Origin of the sequence: Mesoflavibacter sp. SCSIO 43206, from assembly GCF_019904215.1 — a bacterium.
GTDB classification, from domain to species: Bacteria; Bacteroidota; Bacteroidia; order Flavobacteriales; family Flavobacteriaceae; genus Mesoflavibacter; species Mesoflavibacter zeaxanthinifaciens.
In genome coordinates, this window is the sequence record NZ_CP063201.1 from 2,454,834 (window position 1) to 2,476,321 (window position 21,488).

The 21,488-nt window shown below is 31.1% G+C and carries 17 protein-coding genes; 9 read left to right on the top strand and 8 right to left on the bottom strand.

The window, feature by feature from the left end; translation table 11 throughout:
- Positions 1–106 precede the first annotated feature (106 nt).
- Positions 107–739: a MarC family NAAT transporter gene (locus tag INR78_RS11290; protein ID WP_223076590.1), complete on the top strand. Its 633-nt coding sequence runs from the start codon at positions 107–109 to the stop codon at positions 737–739.
- Here the strand turns inward: INR78_RS11290 and INR78_RS11295 are convergent.
- The gene (locus tag INR78_RS11295) at positions 731–1,939 is read right to left on the bottom strand and encodes a multidrug effflux MFS transporter (protein ID WP_223076591.1); all 1,209 of its coding nucleotides are present in this window, start codon (positions 1,937–1,939) and stop codon (positions 731–733) included. The genes INR78_RS11290 and INR78_RS11295 overlap by 9 nt on opposite strands.
- A gap of 345 nt (positions 1,940–2,284) precedes the next feature.
- Between INR78_RS11295 and INR78_RS11300 the strand changes: the two genes are divergently transcribed.
- From INR78_RS11300 to INR78_RS11315, 4 genes are all read left to right on the top strand, one after another.
- Positions 2,285–3,559 (top strand): ribonucleotide-diphosphate reductase subunit beta, encoded by a 1,275-nt coding sequence (locus tag INR78_RS11300; RefSeq protein WP_027879903.1) that lies wholly within the window; start codon positions 2,285–2,287, stop codon positions 3,557–3,559.
- Positions 3,560–5,356 (top strand): ribonucleoside-diphosphate reductase subunit alpha, encoded by a 1,797-nt coding sequence (locus INR78_RS11305; RefSeq protein WP_223076592.1) that lies wholly within the window; start codon positions 3,560–3,562, stop codon positions 5,354–5,356. It begins immediately after the preceding gene.
- Between the two features lie 165 nt (positions 5,357–5,521).
- The gene (locus INR78_RS11310) at positions 5,522–7,123 is read left to right on the top strand and encodes a LuxR C-terminal-related transcriptional regulator (protein ID WP_223076593.1); all 1,602 of its coding nucleotides are present in this window, start codon (positions 5,522–5,524) and stop codon (positions 7,121–7,123) included.
- A 97-nt stretch (positions 7,124–7,220) separates the two neighbouring features.
- Positions 7,221–9,812: a glycoside hydrolase gene (locus INR78_RS11315; protein ID WP_223076594.1), complete on the top strand. Its 2,592-nt coding sequence runs from the start codon at positions 7,221–7,223 to the stop codon at positions 9,810–9,812.
- A 144-nt stretch (positions 9,813–9,956) separates the two neighbouring features.
- On the opposite strand, the gene INR78_RS11320 is transcribed toward INR78_RS11315, so the two are convergent.
- From INR78_RS11320 to INR78_RS11340, 5 genes are all read right to left on the bottom strand, one after another.
- On the bottom strand, positions 9,957–11,498 hold the full coding sequence (locus INR78_RS11320; protein ID WP_223076595.1) for an acyl-CoA carboxylase subunit beta: 1,542 nt from the start codon (positions 11,496–11,498) through the stop codon (positions 9,957–9,959).
- Between the two features lie 124 nt (positions 11,499–11,622).
- Positions 11,623–13,065: an acetyl-CoA carboxylase biotin carboxylase subunit gene (gene accC / locus INR78_RS11325; RefSeq protein WP_223076596.1), complete on the bottom strand. Its 1,443-nt coding sequence runs from the start codon at positions 13,063–13,065 to the stop codon at positions 11,623–11,625.
- 1 nt (position 13,066) lies between these two features.
- Positions 13,067–13,552, bottom strand: a complete 486-nt coding sequence (locus INR78_RS11330) for an acetyl-CoA carboxylase biotin carboxyl carrier protein subunit (protein ID WP_223076597.1) — start codon at positions 13,550–13,552, stop codon at positions 13,067–13,069.
- Between the two features lie 93 nt (positions 13,553–13,645).
- Positions 13,646–14,320: a PrsW family intramembrane metalloprotease gene (locus INR78_RS11335; protein ID WP_223076598.1), complete on the bottom strand. Its 675-nt coding sequence runs from the start codon at positions 14,318–14,320 to the stop codon at positions 13,646–13,648.
- A 3-nt stretch (positions 14,321–14,323) separates the two neighbouring features.
- Positions 14,324–15,589 (bottom strand): flippase, encoded by a 1,266-nt coding sequence (locus INR78_RS11340; RefSeq protein ID WP_223076599.1) that lies wholly within the window; start codon positions 15,587–15,589, stop codon positions 14,324–14,326.
- Positions 15,590–15,671: 82 nt separating this feature from the next.
- On the opposite strand from INR78_RS11340, the gene INR78_RS11345 reads away from it, so the two are divergent.
- The 4 genes from INR78_RS11345 (at position 15,672) to INR78_RS11360 (ending at position 19,688) form a co-directional block, all read left to right on the top strand.
- A complete protein-coding gene (locus INR78_RS11345; RefSeq protein ID WP_223076600.1) occupies positions 15,672–16,655 on the top strand; it encodes a YafY family protein in 984 nt (327 codons plus the stop codon).
- Between the two features lie 173 nt (positions 16,656–16,828).
- Positions 16,829–17,038 (top strand): DUF6140 family protein, encoded by a 210-nt coding sequence (locus INR78_RS11350; RefSeq protein WP_223076601.1) that lies wholly within the window; start codon positions 16,829–16,831, stop codon positions 17,036–17,038.
- 5 nt (positions 17,039–17,043) lie between these two features.
- Entirely contained in the window at positions 17,044–19,095 is a 2,052-nt protein-coding gene (locus INR78_RS11355) for a hypothetical protein (RefSeq protein WP_223076602.1), read from the top strand.
- A gap of 155 nt (positions 19,096–19,250) precedes the next feature.
- The gene (locus INR78_RS11360) at positions 19,251–19,688 is read left to right on the top strand and encodes a hypothetical protein (RefSeq protein ID WP_223076603.1); all 438 of its coding nucleotides are present in this window, start codon (positions 19,251–19,253) and stop codon (positions 19,686–19,688) included.
- A gap of 67 nt (positions 19,689–19,755) precedes the next feature.
- Here INR78_RS11360 and INR78_RS11365 read toward each other — a convergent pair whose 3' ends face one another.
- Positions 19,756–20,328 carry an NUDIX domain-containing protein gene (locus INR78_RS11365; protein WP_255593070.1) on the bottom strand — a complete coding sequence of 191 codons (573 nt, stop codon included), beginning with the start codon at positions 20,326–20,328 and terminating at the stop codon, positions 19,756–19,758.
- A 15-nt stretch (positions 20,329–20,343) separates the two neighbouring features.
- Complete coding sequence (locus tag INR78_RS11370) at positions 20,344–21,432, bottom strand: M42 family metallopeptidase (protein ID WP_223076604.1); 1,089 nt, start codon at positions 21,430–21,432, stop codon at positions 20,344–20,346.
- Between the last annotated feature and the right edge of the window lie 56 nt (positions 21,433–21,488).

The following is a 21,488-nucleotide window of genomic DNA, read 5'->3' on the forward strand; positions in this document are numbered from 1 at the left end:
TTTGTATCTGAATTATAGCTTTTTGTAGTTAACCTACTTTTAAAGATGATTTAAGTTTAAGATAACTTAAGCCATTAAAAAATAGAGTGAATTTGCAGAAAAAACAATGGACTTATTTTTAATTGCTTTTGGCGCTTTATTCTCTATTATTAATCCTTTAGGGACTGTACCTGTTTTTGTGGGATTAACGCAAGAACACTCTAAAAAAGAACGAGCTAAAATTGCGTTTTGGACTGCTTTAGATGTGTTAATTATTCTGTTTTTATCCTTTTTTGCAGGACAATATATATTATCGTTTTTTGGTATTACATTAAATGCGCTAAAAATAGCAGGAGGATTAATTATAACCTCTTCAGGTTTTGCTTTGTTAACAGGTAAATTTAGAGAGCATAAAGGTATGAAGCGTAAACGTGTACAAGAAGATATTAATAATAGAGACGCTATTAGCTTAACGCCTTTAGCAATACCAATGTTAGCAGGACCAGGAACAATATCTTTATTAATAACCTACAATCAAGAGTATACATTAACTAAAGACGTTTTAATAATCCTATCTGCAGTACTACTTGTTACCATTTCAATATATTTAATACTTAAAAGTGCACATTTTATAGTAAAGTTTTTAGGCGCGTCTGGTATTAATGCTTTATCAAGAATTATTGGTTTTATTGTTATATCAATAGGTGTACAGTATATAATTTCTTCAGTAGAAAATATTGTAATAAATTTATTAAACTAATTTTCTTTGGGTACTGTATTTTAGTACATAAAAGGTTATTAACGATAGTAAACCAAATACAGAAAACCCTATAAATAACGGAAGTACAGATGTGTGTACAAAACTACCAATGTAGTTAGCAATTGGTACCGCCATAACTGTAGATATAAACCCGTTAATTGCTGCACCAATACCGGCAATATGTCCTAAAGGCTCCATTGCTAAAGAGCGGTAATTACCAAAAATAAACCCAACAGCAAAAAACTGAATTAAGAAAAAAGAAATTAAAACTCCGATACTTGGGTTGTTTCCAGATATAAATAAAATGACATATAAAATAGAGATTAAAAAGTAGGCAACAGTAGCATAAAATGCAATGTTACGCGACCCAAAACGCATAACCAATCTACTATTAGTAAAGGTAGACAATCCAATAGACAAGGCAGTACTAGCAAAAAAGTAAGGAAACAATTCGCCTAAATTATATTGATCTTGATAAATCTGTTGTGAAGTGCTTAAATAAACCATAAAAGATCCAGTAATAAAACCAGAGGTCAAAGTAAAAGCTACTGCTTCTTTGTGTTTAAAAAACTCCTTTGTGCCAGAAATAAAAATGCTAGGAGAAAATTTAATACGTTTACTTTTATCTAATGTTTCTGGTTGACGTTTCCAAAACCATAACATAACAACAGATCCAAATATAAGATTAGCATTAAAAATAGCACGCCAATCAAACCATTCTAATAGTATTTGACCAAAAGTAGGAGCTATAACAGGTACCAGAATAAAAAACATAACAATTACAGATAGCAGTTTTGCCATAAAATCGCCACTAAAAGAGTCTCTAACCATAGCAATAGATATTGTCCTAGGTGCAGACAACCCAACACCTTGTAATACTCTAGCAAACAACATCATTTCGAAGTTTTTTGTAGTAACACAAATAATACTAGAAATAATAAAAATAAAAAAGCCTATGTAAACAATAGGTTTACGACCGTAACTATCAGACAACGGTCCAAATATTAACTGCCCAAAACCAATCCCTAAAAATATCATGGTAATTAACCATTGTGTACTATTAGGATCTGTAATGTTTAAATCTTCGGCAATGTTAGGTAAAGCAGGTAATAATGCATCTATGGTTAAAGCAACAATAGACATTAAAGATGCCATTAATGCTACAAATTCGTTCTTAAAAGCAGGGTTAGAGTTTTGCATCTTGCAAAATTAGCTAATGCTTAAAAGGTGTCATATTTTATAATGATAATAGAATGTTAATTTTTAAAAAATAAGCTAAGCAAAACAGCGTAAATTATTTCAACTTCAAAAGTCAAAAATGACCTATCTAGCGTTTTGTTACCCTTAAAATTTGCCGATAAAAACTTCGGTTTTTAAGTTTTTTTCACAAAAAATTAACAGTGAATTTTTATCATTTCAGTAATAGTAAGGGATAACCAATTGTTGATAATTATGTGGAAAAACTAAATGGTATTTTTTGAATACGCTCGAAATAAAATCGCAATTTTATAATCCTTTTAAGACAAAAAAAAATCAATTACCATTATGCAAATTAATCACATTATCAAGAGGGATTTTACGACTGTACCTTTTCAGCTTAGTAAGATTACCAATGCGATTCTAAAAGCGATGACCGCTTTAGAACACGGGAGTTTAGAAGATGCAGAGCGTGTATCTCAACTAGTAGAAACTAGCCTTTTAAAGCATAAAGAGAATGACCCAAATTACATTCCTACGGTAGAAACTGTTCAAGATGCAGTAGAAAATGCTTTAATGGAAAGTCATTTTTTAGATGTAGCAAAAGCCTACATATTATATAGAGATGAACAAGCCAGAAAACGTAAGACAAATATCTTTGAAAAACGTATAAATCTTAAACCATACGAGTATCCACAATTATACGAATATGTTCCAGCAATAAGACACTCATATTGGATACACACAGAGTTTAACTTTACAAGCGATATTCAGGATTTTAAAGCAGGTTTGAATGAAGTAGAGCGTAGTGCGATTAAAAATACAATGTTAGCTATTTCTCAAATAGAAGTTGCAGTAAAATCGTTTTGGGGAGATATTTATCACCGTATGCCAAAACCAGAAATTGGATCTGTAGGCGCAACATTTGCTGAAAGTGAAGTAAGACATCATGATGCATACTCACATTTATTAGAAATTTTAGGATTAAACAATGAGTTTAAAACCTTAAAGAAAAAACCTGTGATTATGAAGCGTGTGCAGTATCTTGAAACTGCACTAAAAAACGCAAAAAGTGAAGATAATCAAGAATATGCAGAGTCTATCTTGTTATTTTCATTGTTTATAGAACACGTGTCTTTATTCTCGCAGTTCTTAATTATCATGGCGTTTAACAAGCATAAAAACGTATTAAAAGGAATATCTAACGTGGTAGAAGCAACTTCTAAAGAAGAGCAAATACACGGAGATTTTGGAATTGATATTATAAAAATTATAAAAGACGAAAATCCAGAATGGTTTGATGCAGCGTACGAGCAAATGATAAAAGATATGTGTCTTGAGTCTTTTGAGTCTGAAAGCAAAATAGTAGACTGGATTTTTGAAAAAGGAGAAATTGACTTTTTACCAAAAGCAGTGGTTAATGAGTTTATAAAAAACAGATTTAACAACTCCTTAGAAAGCATAGGTATTGATAAAATATTTGAAGTAGACGAAAAACTACTAGCAGAAACAGAATGGTTTGATGATGAAATTATCGGAACCAAACATGGCGACTTTTTTGTAAAGCGCTCTATAAACTATAGTAAAAGAACCCAAAGTATAACCAGTGATGACCTTTTTTAAATGATAGAACAAAATAAAAACCAGACCCAGGAAGTTCCAAACCAAGAAAAACAAACGGAAGCTAATCCATTAATTGATGCAAGAAAAAAGTCGTTAAACCAAATAAAAACTTCTGGAACAGGAGGATTTAAATGGTTAACAGATCATAGTAGACAGTTTTTAGCAGCAGGATACTTAACTGAAGGCGTAAGCGCAGAACAGCGTATAAGAGAAATAGCAGATAGAGCAGAACAAATTTTACAAATACCTGGTTATTCTGATAAGTTTTATAACTACATGTCAGAAGGATACTTTTCTTTAGCATCACCAGTATGGTCAAACTTTGGAAAAGAAAGAGGTTTACCAATTAGCTGTTTTGGATCGCATGTTGATGATGATATGGGTAACATACTTTACTCACAATCAGAAGTAGGAATGATGTCAAAATTAGGAGGAGGTACCTCTGGTTACTTTGGAAAAATAAGACATCGTGGATCAGAAGTAAAAAACAATGGTTATGCTTCTGGAGCAGTACATATCATGCAGTTATTTGAATCTATGGTAGATGTTGTTAGTCAAGGGTCAGTAAGACGTGGACGTTTTTCGCCATACTTACCAATAGAGCATCCAGATATTAATGAATTTTTAGAAATTGGTACAGAAGGTAACCCAATACAAGAGTTAACACATGGTGTAACTGTTACCAACCAATGGATGCAAGAAATGATAGATGGTGATGTAGACAAGCGTAGCACATGGGCAAAAGTATTACAACGTAGAGGTGAAATGGGTTACCCTTACATCTTCTTTACAGATAATGCTAATAACAACGCAGCAGATGTTTATCAAGACAAAAAATTACCAATCTATGCAAGTAATTTATGTACAGAAATTATGTTACCATCAAATGACGACTGGTCTTTTGTATGTGTATTATCTTCTGTAAATGTGTTACACTATGATAAATGGAAAGATACAGATGCAGTAGAAACTATGGTATACTTCTTAGATGCAGTTATTACTGAATTTGTTGAAAAATTAGAAGTATACAGAGACTCTCCTAATCGTGATGACAGACAAACATTTATGTTTATGGAGCGCGCCTACAACTTTGCTAAAGAAAACCGTTCTTTAGGTTTAGGTGTATTAGGATGGCACTCGTTATTACAATCTAAAATGTTACCATTTAACAGTCAAGAAGCTTTTAGTTTAAACAGTGAGATCTTTAAAGTAATTAAAGATAAATCTTACAAAGCTTCAGAAGAGTTAGCAGAAAAATTTGGAGAACCAAAAGTATTAAAAGGTTACGGAAGACGTAATGCAACCTTAAATGCGGTAGCACCAACAACATCTTCTGCATTTATCTTAGGGCAAGTATCACAAGGTATTGAGCCAATTTGGTCAAATATTTATGTAAAAGATATCGCTAAGATTAAAACCACTATAAAAAACTCTTATTTAGAAGATTTATTAGAATCTAAAGGTAAAAATACAACCGAAGTATGGAGAAGTATTAGAGATAACGACGGATCTGTACAGCATTTAGATTTCTTATCAGAATTAGAAAAAGATGTTTTTAAAACTTATTCTGAAATAGACCAAATGGATATTATTTATCAAGCAGCAAACCGTCAAAATCATATTGATCAAGGACAGTCTGTTAATATCATTATTCATCCAGATATGCCAGTAAAAGAGATTAATAAAATACATGTTACAGCATGGAAATTAGGATTAAAATCGCTTTACTACCAGCATAGTATGAATGCTGCACAAAAATTTAAACAAAAGAAAGATTGTGCTAGCTGTGAAGCTTAGTCTATCAATTTAAAATTAAGTGTTATAAAATACCGATGTTATCATCGGTATTTTTTATTTAACGTGTTGGTTTTAAAAGTAAAAATCTTTAGTAAATTGTATTTCCAAAATTAACTAATGCCATTATAATTTAATAATCATCACTTTATTTTCAATATTATTTTAATGCTTAAAAAAAGACTAAAAAGTAATACTATATATATTCTATTCTTTTTCTATTTGACTAATATTATAGCTCAAGTTGAAAATAAAGATTATTTAAAATATATAGACTCTGCACAAATATATATCGGTACAAATCCTAAATTATCAAGCCAGTTTTTAGATTCAATAAAACAGCCTTTAAATAAGAACATTAAAGGAAATTTAGCAGAATATTATAAACTTCGAGGCATTATTAGTGATGAGTTAAACAATCAAACCCTTATATATCACAATTTTAGATTTGCTTTAAAATTTGCAAAGATCGAAAAGAATTATGAGGTAGCAGGGATGAGTAGCTTAGAGCTATTTTATAATCTATATCGCATTAAAAAAGATACTGTTAAAGCAAAAGCATATTTAGAAGAAGCAAAAAAATACTACCAACTAGATAATAATAAATATGGGTTAGCAGAGGTAACACAAATGTTGGCTTATATAGAGTTTAATAAAGGAAACTATCGAAAAAGTAATGATATTTTATTAAAAGAATTAGACTATTATAAGAGTTTAAAAGAAGACAAATATTATCAGTTGTATGCATTATTTATGCTTACTTCAAATTATATTAATTTAAATAAGATCCCTGAAGCTTACAGTTCTTTCAATCAATTAAAAACATTAAAAAATGATACTACTATAATAAAATCGTTTTATAATGGACATATTGTTACTCTATATCAAGATTTTGCTCAATTCTATCTTCACAAAAAAAATCTAGATTCTGTAGCTACATACTTAAGTAAAGCTGAGTCATTACGACTAGATATGAATGATAGTGATATACGTAACTATTTTAAACTAAAATATGATTATTATAATACTTCAAACCAAGTAATCAATCGTGATATATATCAAGATTCTTTACGCTTATTTAAAGACTATCAGTTAAAAAAGGAATTAGATGCAAGTATTAAAATAAACGACGAGTTTATAAAAACACAAACTGAATTAGAATCTCAAACTGAAAGTAAAAAAAAGAAAAATTACATTATTGGGTTATTAACTTTAATACTTGTAGGATTAGTTGGTTTTGTAATAGTAAAATTTAAAAAGATAAAAGAAAAAATTTTAGCACATAACAAGAGTGATGAAGAACTTTCGTTATTGACAAACAATCATGAAAAGTTAAAGCTAAAAGTTAGTGGTTTAAATGAATATATAACAGAATTAAAAAAAGAGATAAAATTAATTTCTACGATAAATAACGAAGAGACTCAAAAAGAAAAAATAAAAGAACTGTATAAAAACATACATTTAAACTCATCAACATTTTTGTCAAAAGAAGAAAATTACCTTGAACTTTTAAATGAAACAAATGTTCAGTTTTTTTCAAAAATGAAGCAACTACATCCAAATTTAAACGAATCAGAAATTGTTATCTGTTACTATATTTATGTAGGTTTTAAAAATAAAGAAATTGCAGGCTTTTTAAATACATCAACAAGAGCGATAGAAAGTAAACGCTATAGAATTAGTAAAAAAATAGATTTAAAAAATAAACAAATAGTTCTTTTAGATTATTTAAATAAAACTTTTAAAACATCTCAAAATCAGCCAATTTAAACTGTTTTTTTCAACTGCGTAGTTAGTGAGTAGTCAAAAATTTTACTAACATTTATTAAGTAAAGATATTTGGCATGCTAATATAAATTTACTTTGCATGAAAAAAATCTACAATCTTACTTTTTTACTTTTTACAGTATTGATGTTTTCTCAATCAAAAGCAACAAAGGACGTTAATTGGACTAAAATGAATAATAACCAAGGCGCTACCTTTTATCAAATTCAAGAAGATTTTTATAACTACTGGAGTGGTAAAACACCAGAAAGAGGAAAAGGTTATAAACCTTTTAAACGTTGGGAAGATTATATGGCTCCAAGGGTATACCCTACAGGAGATATAACATTACCAACAACAACTTATGATAATTACATGACATGGTTATTAAGAAGATCCAACAATTCAGAAAGATCTTTCTCATCAACATCATCATTAGTTACCAGCAATTGGACACAGTTAGGACCAATAGGTCCAGCAGATGGACCATTACCATACACAGGTACAGGAGCAGGACGTGTTAATTTTTTACGTTTTGACCCAAATAATTCTAATATAATGTATGTAGGAGCACCAGATGGTGGTTTATGGAAGTCTACAGATGGAGGATCCTCTTGGACAACTAATACAGACTTTTTAACAATTATAGGTTGTTCAGATTTAGCGATAGATCCAACAAATTCTCAAATAATGTATTTAGCAACAGGAGATCTTGAGGGTAATAGGAATAGTATAGGAATTTTAAAATCTACAGATGGAGGTAATACTTGGAATACTACAAGTTTGGTTATCGATGCTGCAAACGGATGGAAGCTATCTAAATTATTAATAGATCCAAACAATCCATCAAGGATGATAGTAGCTAGTAATGTAGGAGCATGGATTACAACAGATGGTTGGAATACTAATACATTTACAGATATTGATGGAAGTTTTCCAGATTTAAAGGATATGGAGTTTAAACCAGGTTTTCTAAACGCAAATACTATTTACGCAGCAGGAACAAAATTTTTTAAATCTACAAATTTTGGAAATACTTGGACAGAAATAACTAATGGTTTACCTACCTCTAATGTTTCTCGTATAGCATTAGCAGTAACACCAGGAGATGATAGCTATGTTTATGCTCTTATAGGAGAATCTACTAACCAATCTTATATGGGTACTTACCGATCTACAGACAGTGGTAATTCATTTACTACTATGTCTACATCTCCAAACTTATTAGGGTATGAAGTAGATGGATCTGACTCTGGCGGTCAAGCTTTTTTTGATTTATCAATAGTCGCTTCATCAACACAACCTAATAACATTACAATAGGTGGTGTAAACCACTGGAGATCATTTGATGGCGGTACTACTTGGGAAAATGTGTCTGTATGGAACTCAGGAGAAATTCATGCAGATGTGCATGAAATAACCTATCATCCTGGTAGTTCTTCTATAATGTACTCTTGTAATGATGGTGGGATATTTAAATCTACAGATAATGGTAATCAATGGACAGATATTAGTGGTAACTTGGCTATAGGTCAAGTAGTAAAATTAGGATTATCTAGTAGTTTTGAGACTCAAATAGTAGCTGGAGAACAAGATAACGGAACTATTCTTAACACATCTGTGATCAATGACTGGTATGGTATAAATGGAGGAGATGGAGGTGAATGTTTTATTGATTATACAAATGATAACTTAATATATGTTCAATATGTAGAAGGTAAATATAGTCGTATTGATTATAGTACTATCCCAGAAACTAAAGATGATATTCAAACAGGATTGCCTAATGGAATTGATTTTTATAGTCCATTTAAAATGGATCCAGTAAATCATCTAAAATTATATTCAGGAGGAACGCCAACACTATATACTTCTGATAATCAGGGAGATAATTGGAACGCTTTGGGTACACCTTCAGGATCAGGAAGTATTAAAGAATTTGTCGTAGCACCAAGTAATCCATCAATAATATACACGGTACAAGTTGATGCAATTTCTAAATCAACAGATTCTGGTCATACTTTTACAGATGTTTCTGGATCTTTACCAACCTCTGTTGCTTTATCCAACATTACAGTATCTAATACAGATCCTAATAAAGTATGGGTGACTTACTCTGGTTATGAAGATGGAACCAAAGTTTTTAGGTCAATAGATGGCGGACAAACTTGGTCTAATATTTCTGCAGGTTTACCAAATGTGCCTATGAATACTTTAGTATACAGAAATAATAGTACAACAGACGAAATTTATGTTGGAGGAGATGTTGGTGTTTATATTACAAATAATGATGCAACGTCTTGGCAACCGTATATGACTAATTTACCTCACGCTTCAGTTAGAGACTTAGAAATATTTTATCCAACAAATAAATTAAGAGCAGGAACATACGGAAGAGGCGTTTGGGAAACCGATCTAAATTCAGAAACTTTAGGAATTCAAAATTTTGCCGATGTCATTAAAGATAATTCAGTAAAGATCTTTAGTAATTCTAATGAAGATTTGCAGATAAGTTCTAACGTTAATATAGTTAGTATAGTAATTTTTGATGTATTAGGTAAAAAAGTTTTCGAAGAAGAAGATATAAATTCAATGATATTTACAGTAAATGCTATTAGAAAAAATCAGAATGTATATTTTGTTAAAACAACACTTTCAGATAAAACTATAGCAATTAGCAAAATTGTGTTTTAATTTGTCTATATCCTTAAGTAAGATTAAATAGCCTTATATCATTTTAAATAATGTTATTTTTATAAAGAGACTTTAATTGTGTGTGAGTAGGGAAAATACGTTAAAGTCAAAGCCACGCAGATTATGCGTGGCTTATTTTTTTTATTATAATGGAATATTACCATGTTTTCGGTTAGGTAATACTTCGTCTTTGTCTTCCAACATGGTAAACGCTTTAATTAATTTACGTCTGGTATCTTTTGGTAAAATCACTTCGTCTATAAATCCACGTTCTGCAGCTTTATAAGGATTAGCAAAAATATCTGCATATTCTGCTTCTTTTTCTAAAAGCTTTTCTTCAGGATTATCGGCTGCCTTAATTTCTTTTCTAAAAATAATTTCACTAGCACCTTTTGCACCCATTACAGCAATTTCGGCACTTGGCCAAGCGTAATTTAAATCGGCACCAATATGTTTAGAGTTCATCACATCATAAGCACCACCATAAGCTTTACGCGTAATAACGGTTACTTTTGGTACGGTTGCTTCACTTAAAGCATATAAAAGTTTTGCACCGTGAACAATAATACCATTCCACTCTTGATCCGTACCAGGTAAGAAACCAGGCACATCTACTAACACTAATAACGGAATATTAAACGCATCACAAAAACGAGTAAAACGTGCTGCTTTACGAGAACTATCTACATCTAAAACTCCAGCTAAAAACAAAGGTTGATTGGCTACAATACCAACGCTTTTTCCACCAATACGAGCAAAACCAACAATGATATTTTCGGCAAAATCTTTATGGATTTCAAAAAAGGAGTCTTCATCTATAATACCATTAATCACGTCATGCATATCGTAAGGTTTACTAGCATGATCAGGTATAATACTCATTAATTGCTCGCGTGTTTCTTCACCTAAATCGTAAGGGAAATCTTTTGGTTTTTCTAAATTGCTTTGTGGTAAGTAGCTAAGTAGACGTTTAACATCTTCTAAACATTCAATATCATTTGCAGAGGTTGTATGTGCTACACCAGATTTTGTACTATGCGTGCTTGCGCCACCTAATTCTTCACTAGTTACAGCTTCATTAGTTACCGTTTTTACAACGTTTGGACCTGTTACAAACATATAACTTGTGTCTTCTACCATCATGGTAAAGTCGGTCATAGCAGGAGAATACACAGCACCACCAGCACATGGTCCCATAATTGCTGAAATTTGCGGAATAACTCCAGAAGCTTTTACATTACGATGAAAAATATCTGCATAACCACCAAGCGATCTAACACCTTCTTGGATACGTGCACCACCAGAATCGTTAAGACCGATAAATGGTGCACCAACCTTAAGTGCCATATCCATGATTTTACAAATCTTTTCGGCATGTGTTTCTGATAGCGCACCACCAAAAACAGTAAAGTCTTGTGCAAATATATAGACAAGACGTCCATCTATTGTACCGTAACCAGTTACAACACCATCGCCATAAAACTTTTGGTTTTGCATCCCAAAATCTACAGTACGATGGGTGACTAAAGCACCGATTTCTTCAAAAGAACCTTCGTCCATTAAGTACTCGATACGTTCTCTAGCGGTTAGTTTTTTCTTTTCGTGTTGTTTATCTATTCTTACTTGTCCGCCTCCTAATTTGGCAAGTTCAAGTTTTTCGTTTAATTCTTTTATTTTAGATTCCATAATTGAAATTTTATCTTTTTTTGTCATTCTACGCTACGATGCAGCATCTATTTTAAATTATTAGATACCACTTCTTACTTTGATTGCGCTAAGCACAAGCGTGCAAAATGACATAAAACTCATATTAATTAGTTGGTACTCTTAATTGTTTTTGATCTTCTAAATACTGTTTTACAGCAATTAAAGCGGCTATTTTAGCTTCTTTTTCTGTTTGTTGCTGTAAGGCTTCTGGCGAATAGTATTTTTTTACGAAGTGTGTATCAAAGTTTCCAGAGGTAAACGCTTCATGTTGACAAACAAATGCACCAAAAGGTAAAGTGGTTTCTATCCCTTTTACTTTATATTCTGAAATAGCTTTAAGCATCAGTTGTATAGCTTCTTCACGTGTTTTACCATAAGTAATTAATTTGGCTAACATTGGATCATAATAAATAGGAATGTCCATACCTTCTTCAAAACCGTTATCTACACGAATACCATCACCAACAGGAATTTGGTATTGCTCTAAGTGACCAACGCTAGGTAAGAAGTCGTTTAAAGGATCTTCAGCATATACTCGAAGCTCTAAAGCGTGACCATTTATTTTTAAATCTTCTTGTTTTATAGGAAGCTTTTCGCCACGAGCAACTTGTATTTGAAGTTCTACTAAATCTACACCAGCAATAATTTCGCTTACGGGATGTTCTACCTGTAATCTGGTATTCATCTCTAAGAAATAAAAATTATGTTGATCATCTAATAAAAATTCGACTGTACCGGCACCAACATAATCGCAAGCTTTAGCTACTTTAATAGCAGCTTGTCCCATTTTTTCTCTTAACTCAGGAGTAAGTACAGCACTTGGTGCTTCTTCTACTACTTTTTGATGACGACGTTGAATACTACATTCGCGTTCAAAAAGGTGAATGACATTACCATGTGTATCTGCCATGACTTGAATTTCGATATGTCTAGGAGAAGCTACATATTTTTCAATAAACACAGATCCATCTCCAAACGCGTTTACCGCTTCACTAATGGCACGATTCATCTGTGATTCAAAATCAGCTTCTTTTTCTACAATACGCATTCCTTTACCGCCACCACCAGCAGATGCTTTAATTAGAATAGGAAAACCAATGTTTTGAGCTATTTTTTTTGCTTCAGAAATATCTGTAATAGCCTGGTCAGTACCAGGTACCATTGGAATATCGTATGCTTTAACAGCGTCTTTAGCTGCTAATTTGCTACCCATTACTTTAATGGCGTACGATTTTGGACCGATAAAAGTAACGTTATTTGCTTCGCAAAGTTCTGCAAAGTCTGCATTTTCACTTAAAAATCCGTAACCAGGATGTATTCCGTCTACGTTAAGTTGTTTTGCAACTTCTATAATTTTTTCGCCTAATAAATAAGATTGGTTAGAAGGAGCTTCACCAATTAAAACAGCTTCGTCAGCAAATTTTACATGAGGCGCATTACGATCTGCAGTAGAGTAGACTGCAACGGTTTTTATGCCCATTTTTTTGGCAGTTTTCATGACTCTTATTGCGATTTCGCCACGATTGGCGACTAATATTTTTTTCATTTTATTCAAATTCAATTAATAATTCGCCTTTATCTACAGTAGTTCCTTTTCCACCAGATACAGATTTTATAATACCTTCACGAGGCGATAGGATACTATTTTCCATTTTCATGGCTTCAAGGATTAAAAGTGGTGTGTCTACTGAAACTTCGTCACCAGGTTTTACCATGACGTCTAAAATAAGACCAGGCATTGGCGCTTTAATTTCGTTTACTTTTTTAGAAGCACCAATTTCAAAACCTAAAGATTTTATTAATTGATCTAAATCGTTTTCGATATTTACCGTGTAATTATTATTGTTGATATTAACGGTATAGGATTTTTTATTGAAGTTAGATGCTAAAATTTCAGCTTTATAAGATGTGTTGTTGTCAAGGATATGGTAAGATTGATTGCTAACCTTAACGCTATCTAATGCTGAAATATCTTGGGAAGTTACCTCAAATTCGGAGTTGTTATTAACTTTAACTTTGTAGGATATATTCATTGTTTTATTTGTATTTAATTACTTGTAAAGATACTGATAAATCCATTTTTTATCCCAAGTTATAAAGTATTATTTGCTAAAAAGACATAGTTGTTAGTTTTTAAAAAAAGATCCTTTTTGGTGACGTTTTATAGCTTTTCTAGACAAGAATAGACCTAAGGCTAGAGATACAAATGCTCCAACCCAAATACCAGGTATAAAATTTATAAATAAAAAGAAATCGTAAGCACCATGAAAAACAATAGCTAACAACAAACCACAAAGATTTAGAAAAAGTTTATTAGGTTTAAATTTTGCCATACCCATAAAATATCCCATTAAAATACCAAATGTAGCGTGAGCAGGTACAGCTGTAAATGCCCTTAATAGTGCAGTGCTAGCACCGTGTTGCAGTACATACATTATGTTTTCGGTTGCAGCAAATCCCATAGAAACCATAACAGCGTAGACTATGCCATCAAAAGGCTCGTTAAATTCTTTATGACGTTGTGCAAATAACAATACAATTAGGTATTTACTTAACTCTTCGGAGAAACCGACAACAAAAAAGGCTTGTTTAAACTGCTCCCAAACACTTAACTTATCTTGTAAAGGTAAGAAGCTATTGAAAAACATATAAAATATTGTGGTAATAATTACACTAACAATAGCACCTAGTAAAAATGAAATTACCAGTAATTTAGTTGGTTCTTTTTCGTATTTGTCTTTTACATAAATGTAGATGATAATTATAAAAACAGGCGCTATTGCTGATAAGAGAAGGTACATAAACTATTTGGTGTTTCGTAAAAAAATAATTTCTTTTTTTGTTTTTTTATCAAAAGCAATATAGCCAATATTAGTTATAAAGTGACTAATTAAAACAGCTATAGCAGCACCGTTTACTTGATATTTAGGTATTAAAGTATAGCATAATACTATATTTACTAAACAACCAAGAGCAAATCTATATACATTATGGTTTAATCTATTGGCATTAAGTAAATGCTTTTCATAAAACATACCTATAAAAACAAATAATGGCGCCCAACAAAAAATATGTAAGGCTGCTGTAGCATCAGTATACTGTTTTGAAAAATAAGTTTCTAAAATTTTATTCCCAAATAACGTGTAAAGTATAGCTATGCTAATACCTAATATGATTAAGCTAAATAATAGTTGTTTGGTTTTTATGTAATAATTATCCCTATTTGTATGATAGGATTCAGCCAAGGAAGGATAAATAGCATTAATTATAGCAAAGCCTAACGTCCAACTTAAACCAATAACTAAAAACTGAACACTAGCAAAAATACCATTAGCATGATCGCCATAAAAAGATTTTAAAAATAGTTCATCAATACCAATGTAAAACATAATTAGAGCTTCAGAGATTATAAGCGGAAAAGCCATAATTAATAAGTCTTTTGCTAGTTTTTTTGAAAAACGCCACTGTTTCAGTAAAAGTTCCTTTTTTATAATTAAAAAAACTATGAAGAAAACACCTTGTAAAAGAAAATCTATAGTAATTATTAGCGCAAAAAAAGAAACATTCTGGTTGTTAGTAACACCATAGTATTGTATTAAAAGAACACATAGTAAACTTGTGGTTTTTCCTATAAATATATATTTAGCGAGTTTTTTAGCTAAAAGTAAATATTCAAAAACATCGCAAAGCTTAAATAGATAGCCCAAAATTAAAATGGCATAAATACTAAATAACGACGAATTTTTTGTAAGTGTTAGATAGCAAGTAAATCCAATAGCAATACATAGCCAAGTTATTATCCTTATAAACAATGCTGTGGTTATAATTTGGTTACTTTTTTGGGGTTTAAAAACAATTTCTCTAACACAAACTGAAGCCAAACCTAAACTAAATAAAGGAGCAAACATGCCTAAAACAGATTCTACAAACTTTAGTTTTCCAATATCAACAGTTCCTAATGTGTTAAAAATTTTTGGAACTATATATATTCCAGCAATAAGGTGAATTAATTTTTCTAAAGAAAACCAAGCGGTTGTATTTAAGTCTTTTTTAGTAAAAGCAATACGCATAATAGTATTTTGAAAGGCAAATATAAAAAATACGCCTATTTTGTAATTGGTTTATTACTTTTAAGGTGTTTAAATAGTTTTTATGACTCCAGAATTTTTAAGGCGTTATTATGTAATGCGTATTATTTCAAATCCAAAAGTATATGCTTTACCTCAAGGTTACGTATCTATAGAGCAATTACAAAATGTATTAAACACAATACGAAGACAAAATCAAGATGATGTTTTGTATGAAAAGCTAGAGCTTAATAGCCGAAAAACGATAAACAGAGATTTAGATAAAATAAGAGCATATTATCAAATTAATATAAAACATAAAAGAAATCTTGGGTATTATATAGATGATGAAGATTATACAGAATACGATAAACTAAAATCTGTTTACGAAAAAACAGAGTTATACTTATTAAATCATCATGCGCACGTATGGAAAGATTTTGTAACATCTGCTCGGACTTCATTAAGTGATTATGTAGATGTAGTCGCTTTAATTAATGCCATAGAACAACAGTTTTTAGTTGAGTTAGAATATAAGGGTTGGTATGATGATAATAAGTTCCAAACTTTTAAAGGTATAATACAACCATTACATATAAAAGAAATTAATAATGCATGGTATTTAATAGCATACAACAAAAATATAGGTATATATGCTTTTTGTTTAGACAATCGTATAAGTGGTTTTAATGTAACAGATGTTAAGCCCAAAAAGCCAATTGACTTCAATGAAAACATGTATTTTAAGCATAGCATAGGGATACTGAAAACAGGCATAAAACCACAGTGGATTTTCATTAAAGTAGCAAACCACCATTTTAAATATCTAGAAGCAAACCCGATACACCCTAGCCAGATTATAGTTAAAGAACCAAAAAAATCAGAAACAGAAGCTTTAGACTACCAAGATCCAGATATTTGGGCTGAAATTAAAATTTTTGTAGAGCCTAATTATGAGTTTTTAATGGAAATATTCAAATATAATCTGTGGGTTAAAGTTGTAAAACCACAACAAGTAAAAGATTATGTATCACATCATTTAAAGCTTATGGTAGCTTACTACGATTAATAAAATCACAAAACGCTTTCCTTTTTATTATTTCCCATATAAAAGGATGTACATTTTCTAATATTTAATTTACTTAATAAGTTTTTTCAAATTTAATTTGAAACGGACATGTTTTGTCTGTTTCAAGGTTAGTTTTGAGAATCAGAAATATGATTAACATTAAAAGTTAAATTATGCCAACATTCAAAATTAAAACCAAGCAACGTATGAATGTACAAGGTGAGTTTGTAGACGCTGGACTCTCTGTACAAATAAGCACCATGTGTGCGAACCCTTTTGATGAGATAGATAAAATACACAAAGCTTTTATTAGAGTCCATGGTATAGACTTAAAACCAGAAGGCTATTTGAGTCCTGGGTATTTAGAGTATAACTTAATTTAAAAAAAATGAGTAAAGTTTTAGAGGTTATAAACAAATTCAAAGATCAAATTTTAACTAATAAAGGTTTTTTCGGAACCATTATTTTAAATGATAGTAACATAAGCAATAGAGAACGTAAGATAGTTGAAGAAGTTTTTGATATTCTTAAGTATCATGATGATTTATTTGAACATGTTGAGTTTTTAGATGTTGATGATATACTTATGATGCTTGTTAACACGAGTAATGAAACAAAAGCAGCTTCAGTGAAATACTTTACACTATTTTTGGATGATGGGTTTCTTTCTTTTTTTACATTTTTACCAAACCCTGATATTATTTATGGATTGGAATATACATGTTGGGAAGATATAGAATCAGTTGAGCTTCATCGATTTGAAGAATCAACAGTATTAACTTTTTACTTCAAAGAAGAGGCTAATATTGAAAATTCACATTTTCAAGTTATGATGGACGATATTTTTTTTTCTAAAACGTTTGAATCTAGTAGAGTAATAAAGGAATTAATTGAAAATATAGTTGATATCCCTAATCAAATTGTTGAAGAAGGTATTATCGAATTAGATACGTTGTTAGAAAAGGAGAAGTATGAAGAAGTGATAAAATCAACCTTATTTAAAGACTATAATAATCTTTATGAAGCTCATCAATATTATATTCATAAAATAGTTGCCTATTGTGAGCTTGAAAAACTAAATGAAGCTTTAGAAGAAGCACTAGAATTTAAAAAATGTTATGATAAAAATCAATGGGAATATGATTTTGATTTAATATCCCTTTTGGCTAATCTTTACCGAGAGTGTGGAGTCAGTTTGGATTCAGTAAAATGGTTTAGTTATATACTAAATAATAAAATAGATAACCTACATGAGGTTGAGAATGATAAAATAAGATTACTGGAACAAGAGTTTTCAAAGAGTTATAATCAATTAATGGAAGATTTTTCGTCAATACCTGTACAGCAAAGAAAATATCTTTTTGTAGCAGAAGAAGTATTACATACAGATTTAAATGGCATGGTAGTAATAAAACAGGACAATTTGCCTAAAAATATAAATTTTCCACTATCACATCCACATCTTAATGAAATCTATACTTGTCATCCAATAAACACTAATAGTTATATACCTCTTAAAGATTATAAAGATGCTCTATTTTTAGATAAACTTCGTGAGTTTAAATACTTAATGGATGGTTTAGGAGCCAAAAAAATAGAGGTAACTAATAACTTTAGGACAGTTGACACATCTGAACAAAAAACAAAAACCAATGTAGATGTTAAAGCGTCTTATAAAAAGATAGGTGCCAATGTGGGGTATGAAAAGCAAGACAATAGGGATCATTTGTTAAATGAGGAGATTAATTTTTTATTCAATCAAGAATTAAGCCCTCGAAAAATGCCATACATTCCAAATGGATTGGTATGGTATCATACAGATATTAATTGGCAACGAATTGTGCAACAGCGCATGAGTGGCAGTTTAATGAAGCATAGGGAGTTAATTACTTCCAAAAAAATAGAAAGTCTATCTACACTAGAGATTAAAAAAGTAAATGTGGAACTAGGTGTTTTGTTTGCAAAAGTTAATGTGGATTATAATAAAGACACACTAAACAAAGCAATCTCTGAAAAACACTATTCATTAGAGTTGGTTGTTGAATTTGAAGATATTGATGTATTAAAAGAAAAAGTTTCAAGCTCAAATCAAAACCTCATTGAGCAAAATCTACCTGAAGTAGATGCCAATCAAGAAGCTTTACAAAACTATAAAGAAGAAGTTGCGTTTATGATAGAGGATGATGGTGTTATAGATGATAGTGAAAGAAGAATTTTAGAACGTAAACGAAAAAAACATGGTTTAACTAAAGAACAAGCAGAAGTTATTGAACAAGAACTGTTATTTAGTCCTAACGAAGTCAAATACCTAGAAGAATATAAGCTGATTCTTGAAGAGGGAAGTATAACTGAAACAGAGCGAAAAATGCTTGCTAGATATGCTAAACGTTATGATATAGATGAAACTAGACAATATGAATTAGAAAATAGTATTAATTGAAAGGGCTATGGCAAAAGGACATTACACAAAAAAATATGGAGGTAGTAAATCTGGATTTGATAAAGGTAAAAAAAAGGGTGTTTTTTTGGGGTTCATAATATGCGTGCTTCTATTTTTATTATTGTACTTCATTATTAGATTATTTTAAATACATAATGAAATTTGAACTAGATAAACTCCGCCCTTACCATCGTACCGAAATAGACCAGCTCTTTACTAAAGTTAAAGCGCAAATGCATCAACAAGCTGTAGCGCGTGGATGTGATGGTTTAGCCTTATATACCGATTGTTATACAGGCAAAACCTTACGTGGTGGCGATCCATATGATTATGAGCATATTCGTTCTGCTGAAGAAGTTTTTATGACTTATAGAGATAGATTAACTAACAATCAAATTGCGCAAGTGGTAAATTGTCCTGAAAATGTATCTGTAACCTTAAGAAGTATTAACCAATCTAAAGGGAAAACACCATTAGAAGACTGGTTGACTAATTTAGATAATATTTCAAAATATAATATAGATATTATGTTAGCAAAACGAAACTTAAAGAAGGCAGATAAGGCAATTAAAAAAATGGTTGACAAATATTAGATTAAAATTTACATTTAATTCAAATCAGACACCTTTTGTCTATTTCAGAATTATCTTTGACTTATAATTAATAATTTAAGTATTCTGAAATGTGTTGAAAAACCATTTCATAATAAGCTCGGTTTGATGCAACAAAATGATTATTTGTGTAGCTATTAATTAGTAGGGAGAAACACGTATCAATCGGGACAAGTTTTAAGGCTTCAACCTCATTTGGTTGAGGCTTTAACTCTTCTATAGAAACTTCAAGTTTAGCTATAAAAGTATGATGAAACTCGTTATCAATAATACCATTATCATAGCTTTGAAAACAAGGAAACACACCAATTTGATGTAAATTTTCTTGTTTAATATTTAGACTAATTTCTTCTTGTATTTCCCGAATGGCAGCTTGTTTTATGGTTTCACCAGCATCTACATGTCCTGCTACAGATACATCCCAAAGCAACGGACAAATAGCTTTACTAGCAGCACGTTGCTGTAGTAAAATTTCTCCTTTAGAAGTATATAACCAAATGTGTACAGTATTGTGATACCAACCTTTTGTATGTATTTCGGTTTTTGTAGCAGATTTACCTGTTGGTTTACCTGATTTGGTGATGATGTCTATGTATTCTTCCATTAAAAAAAAGATTCCCACTTTCGTGGGAATTTATTATTTAAAGTAACTAAATGTTTCTCCGTCTTCAATTTTAAGTAACGTTTCGTAAATTAGTTTGATTACGTTTTCTACATCATCTTTATGTACCATTTCTACAGTAGTATGCATGTAACGAAGCGGTAAAGAAATTAATGCTGAAGCAACGCCACCATTACTATAAGCAAAAGCATCGGTATCTGTACCAGTAGCTCTGCTTAATGCGCTACGTTGGAATGGTATTTTTTTAGCTTCGGCAGTATCTGTAATTAAATCTCGTAAATTTTGTTGTACTGCAGGTGCATAAGCCACAACGGGACCAAGTCCAATTTCTAAATGACCTTCTTTTTTACGGTCAATCATTGGTGTTGTTGTATCGTGCGTAACATCTGTAACGATAGCGACATTTGGTTTAATGGTTTCTGTAATCATTTGTGCACCACGAAGTCCAATTTCTTCTTGCACAGAGTTAGTAATGTATAAACCAAATGGTAATTCTTTCTTGTTTTCTTTAAGTAAACGCGCTACTTCTGCAATCATAAATCCGCCCATACGGTTATCTAATGCGCGACATACAAATTTATCACCATTTAAAATATGAAACTCGTCTGGATAAGTAATTACACAACCCACGTGTACTCCCATTTTTAAGACTTCTTCTTTGTCTTTTGCACCTATATCTATGGTAATGTTGTCTGGTTTTGGCGCTTCTTCTTTAGATTTGTCACGTGTATGTATTGCAGGCCAACCAAACACACCTTTTACAATACCATTTTTGGTATGGATATTAACAATTTTACTCGGAGCTATTTGATGGTCGCTACCACCGTTTCTAATCACGTAAATTAATCCGTTATCAGAAATATAATTAACATACCAAGAGATCTCATCTGCATGACCTTCTATAACTACTTTATATTTAGCGTCTGGATTAATAACACCAACTGCAGTACCATAAGTATCCGTGATAAATTCATCTACATAAGGTTTTAGATAATCCATCCATAACTTTTGTCCGTCCCATTCGTAACCTGTAGGCGCAGCATTATTTAAATATTTTTCTAAAAAGTCCATCGACTTTTTATTAAGTATCGATTTTTTTGCCATTTTTAATTTAATTTTTGTCTAAAATAACAATATTCACAGTTATTTAATAGTTAGTG

Bases quoted from the DNA above. Each gene is read 5' to 3' on its own strand.
- INR78_RS11345 (WP_223076600.1), top strand. From the start codon at position 15,672: ATGACTCCAGAATTTTTAAGGCGTTATTATGTAATGCGTATTATTTCA.
- INR78_RS11295 (WP_223076591.1), bottom strand. From the start codon at position 1,939: ATGCAAAACTCTAACCCTGCTTTTAAGAACGAATTTGTAGCATTAATG.
- INR78_RS11290 (WP_223076590.1), top strand. From the start codon at position 107: ATGGACTTATTTTTAATTGCTTTTGGCGCTTTATTCTCTATTATTAAT.
- INR78_RS11340 (WP_223076599.1), bottom strand. From the start codon at position 15,589: ATGCGTATTGCTTTTACTAAAAAAGACTTAAATACAACCGCTTGGTTT.
- accC (WP_223076596.1), bottom strand. From the start codon at position 13,065: ATGAAAAAAATATTAGTCGCCAATCGTGGCGAAATCGCAATAAGAGTC.
- INR78_RS11370 (WP_223076604.1), bottom strand. From the start codon at position 21,432: ATGGCAAAAAAATCGATACTTAATAAAAAGTCGATGGACTTTTTAGAA.
- INR78_RS11300 (WP_027879903.1), top strand. From the start codon at position 2,285: ATGCAAATTAATCACATTATCAAGAGGGATTTTACGACTGTACCTTTT.
- INR78_RS11350 (WP_223076601.1), top strand. From the start codon at position 16,829: ATGCCAACATTCAAAATTAAAACCAAGCAACGTATGAATGTACAAGGT.
- INR78_RS11310 (WP_223076593.1), top strand. From the start codon at position 5,522: ATGCTTAAAAAAAGACTAAAAAGTAATACTATATATATTCTATTCTTT.
- INR78_RS11315 (WP_223076594.1), top strand. From the start codon at position 7,221: ATGAAAAAAATCTACAATCTTACTTTTTTACTTTTTACAGTATTGATG.
- INR78_RS11320 (WP_223076595.1), bottom strand. From the start codon at position 11,498: ATGGAATCTAAAATAAAAGAATTAAACGAAAAACTTGAACTTGCCAAA.
- INR78_RS11305 (WP_223076592.1), top strand. From the start codon at position 3,560: ATGATAGAACAAAATAAAAACCAGACCCAGGAAGTTCCAAACCAAGAA.
- INR78_RS11330 (WP_223076597.1), bottom strand. From the start codon at position 13,552: ATGAATATATCCTACAAAGTTAAAGTTAATAACAACTCCGAATTTGAG.
- INR78_RS11360 (WP_223076603.1), top strand. From the start codon at position 19,251: ATGAAATTTGAACTAGATAAACTCCGCCCTTACCATCGTACCGAAATA.
- INR78_RS11355 (WP_223076602.1), top strand. From the start codon at position 17,044: ATGAGTAAAGTTTTAGAGGTTATAAACAAATTCAAAGATCAAATTTTA.
- INR78_RS11335 (WP_223076598.1), bottom strand. From the start codon at position 14,320: ATGTACCTTCTCTTATCAGCAATAGCGCCTGTTTTTATAATTATCATC.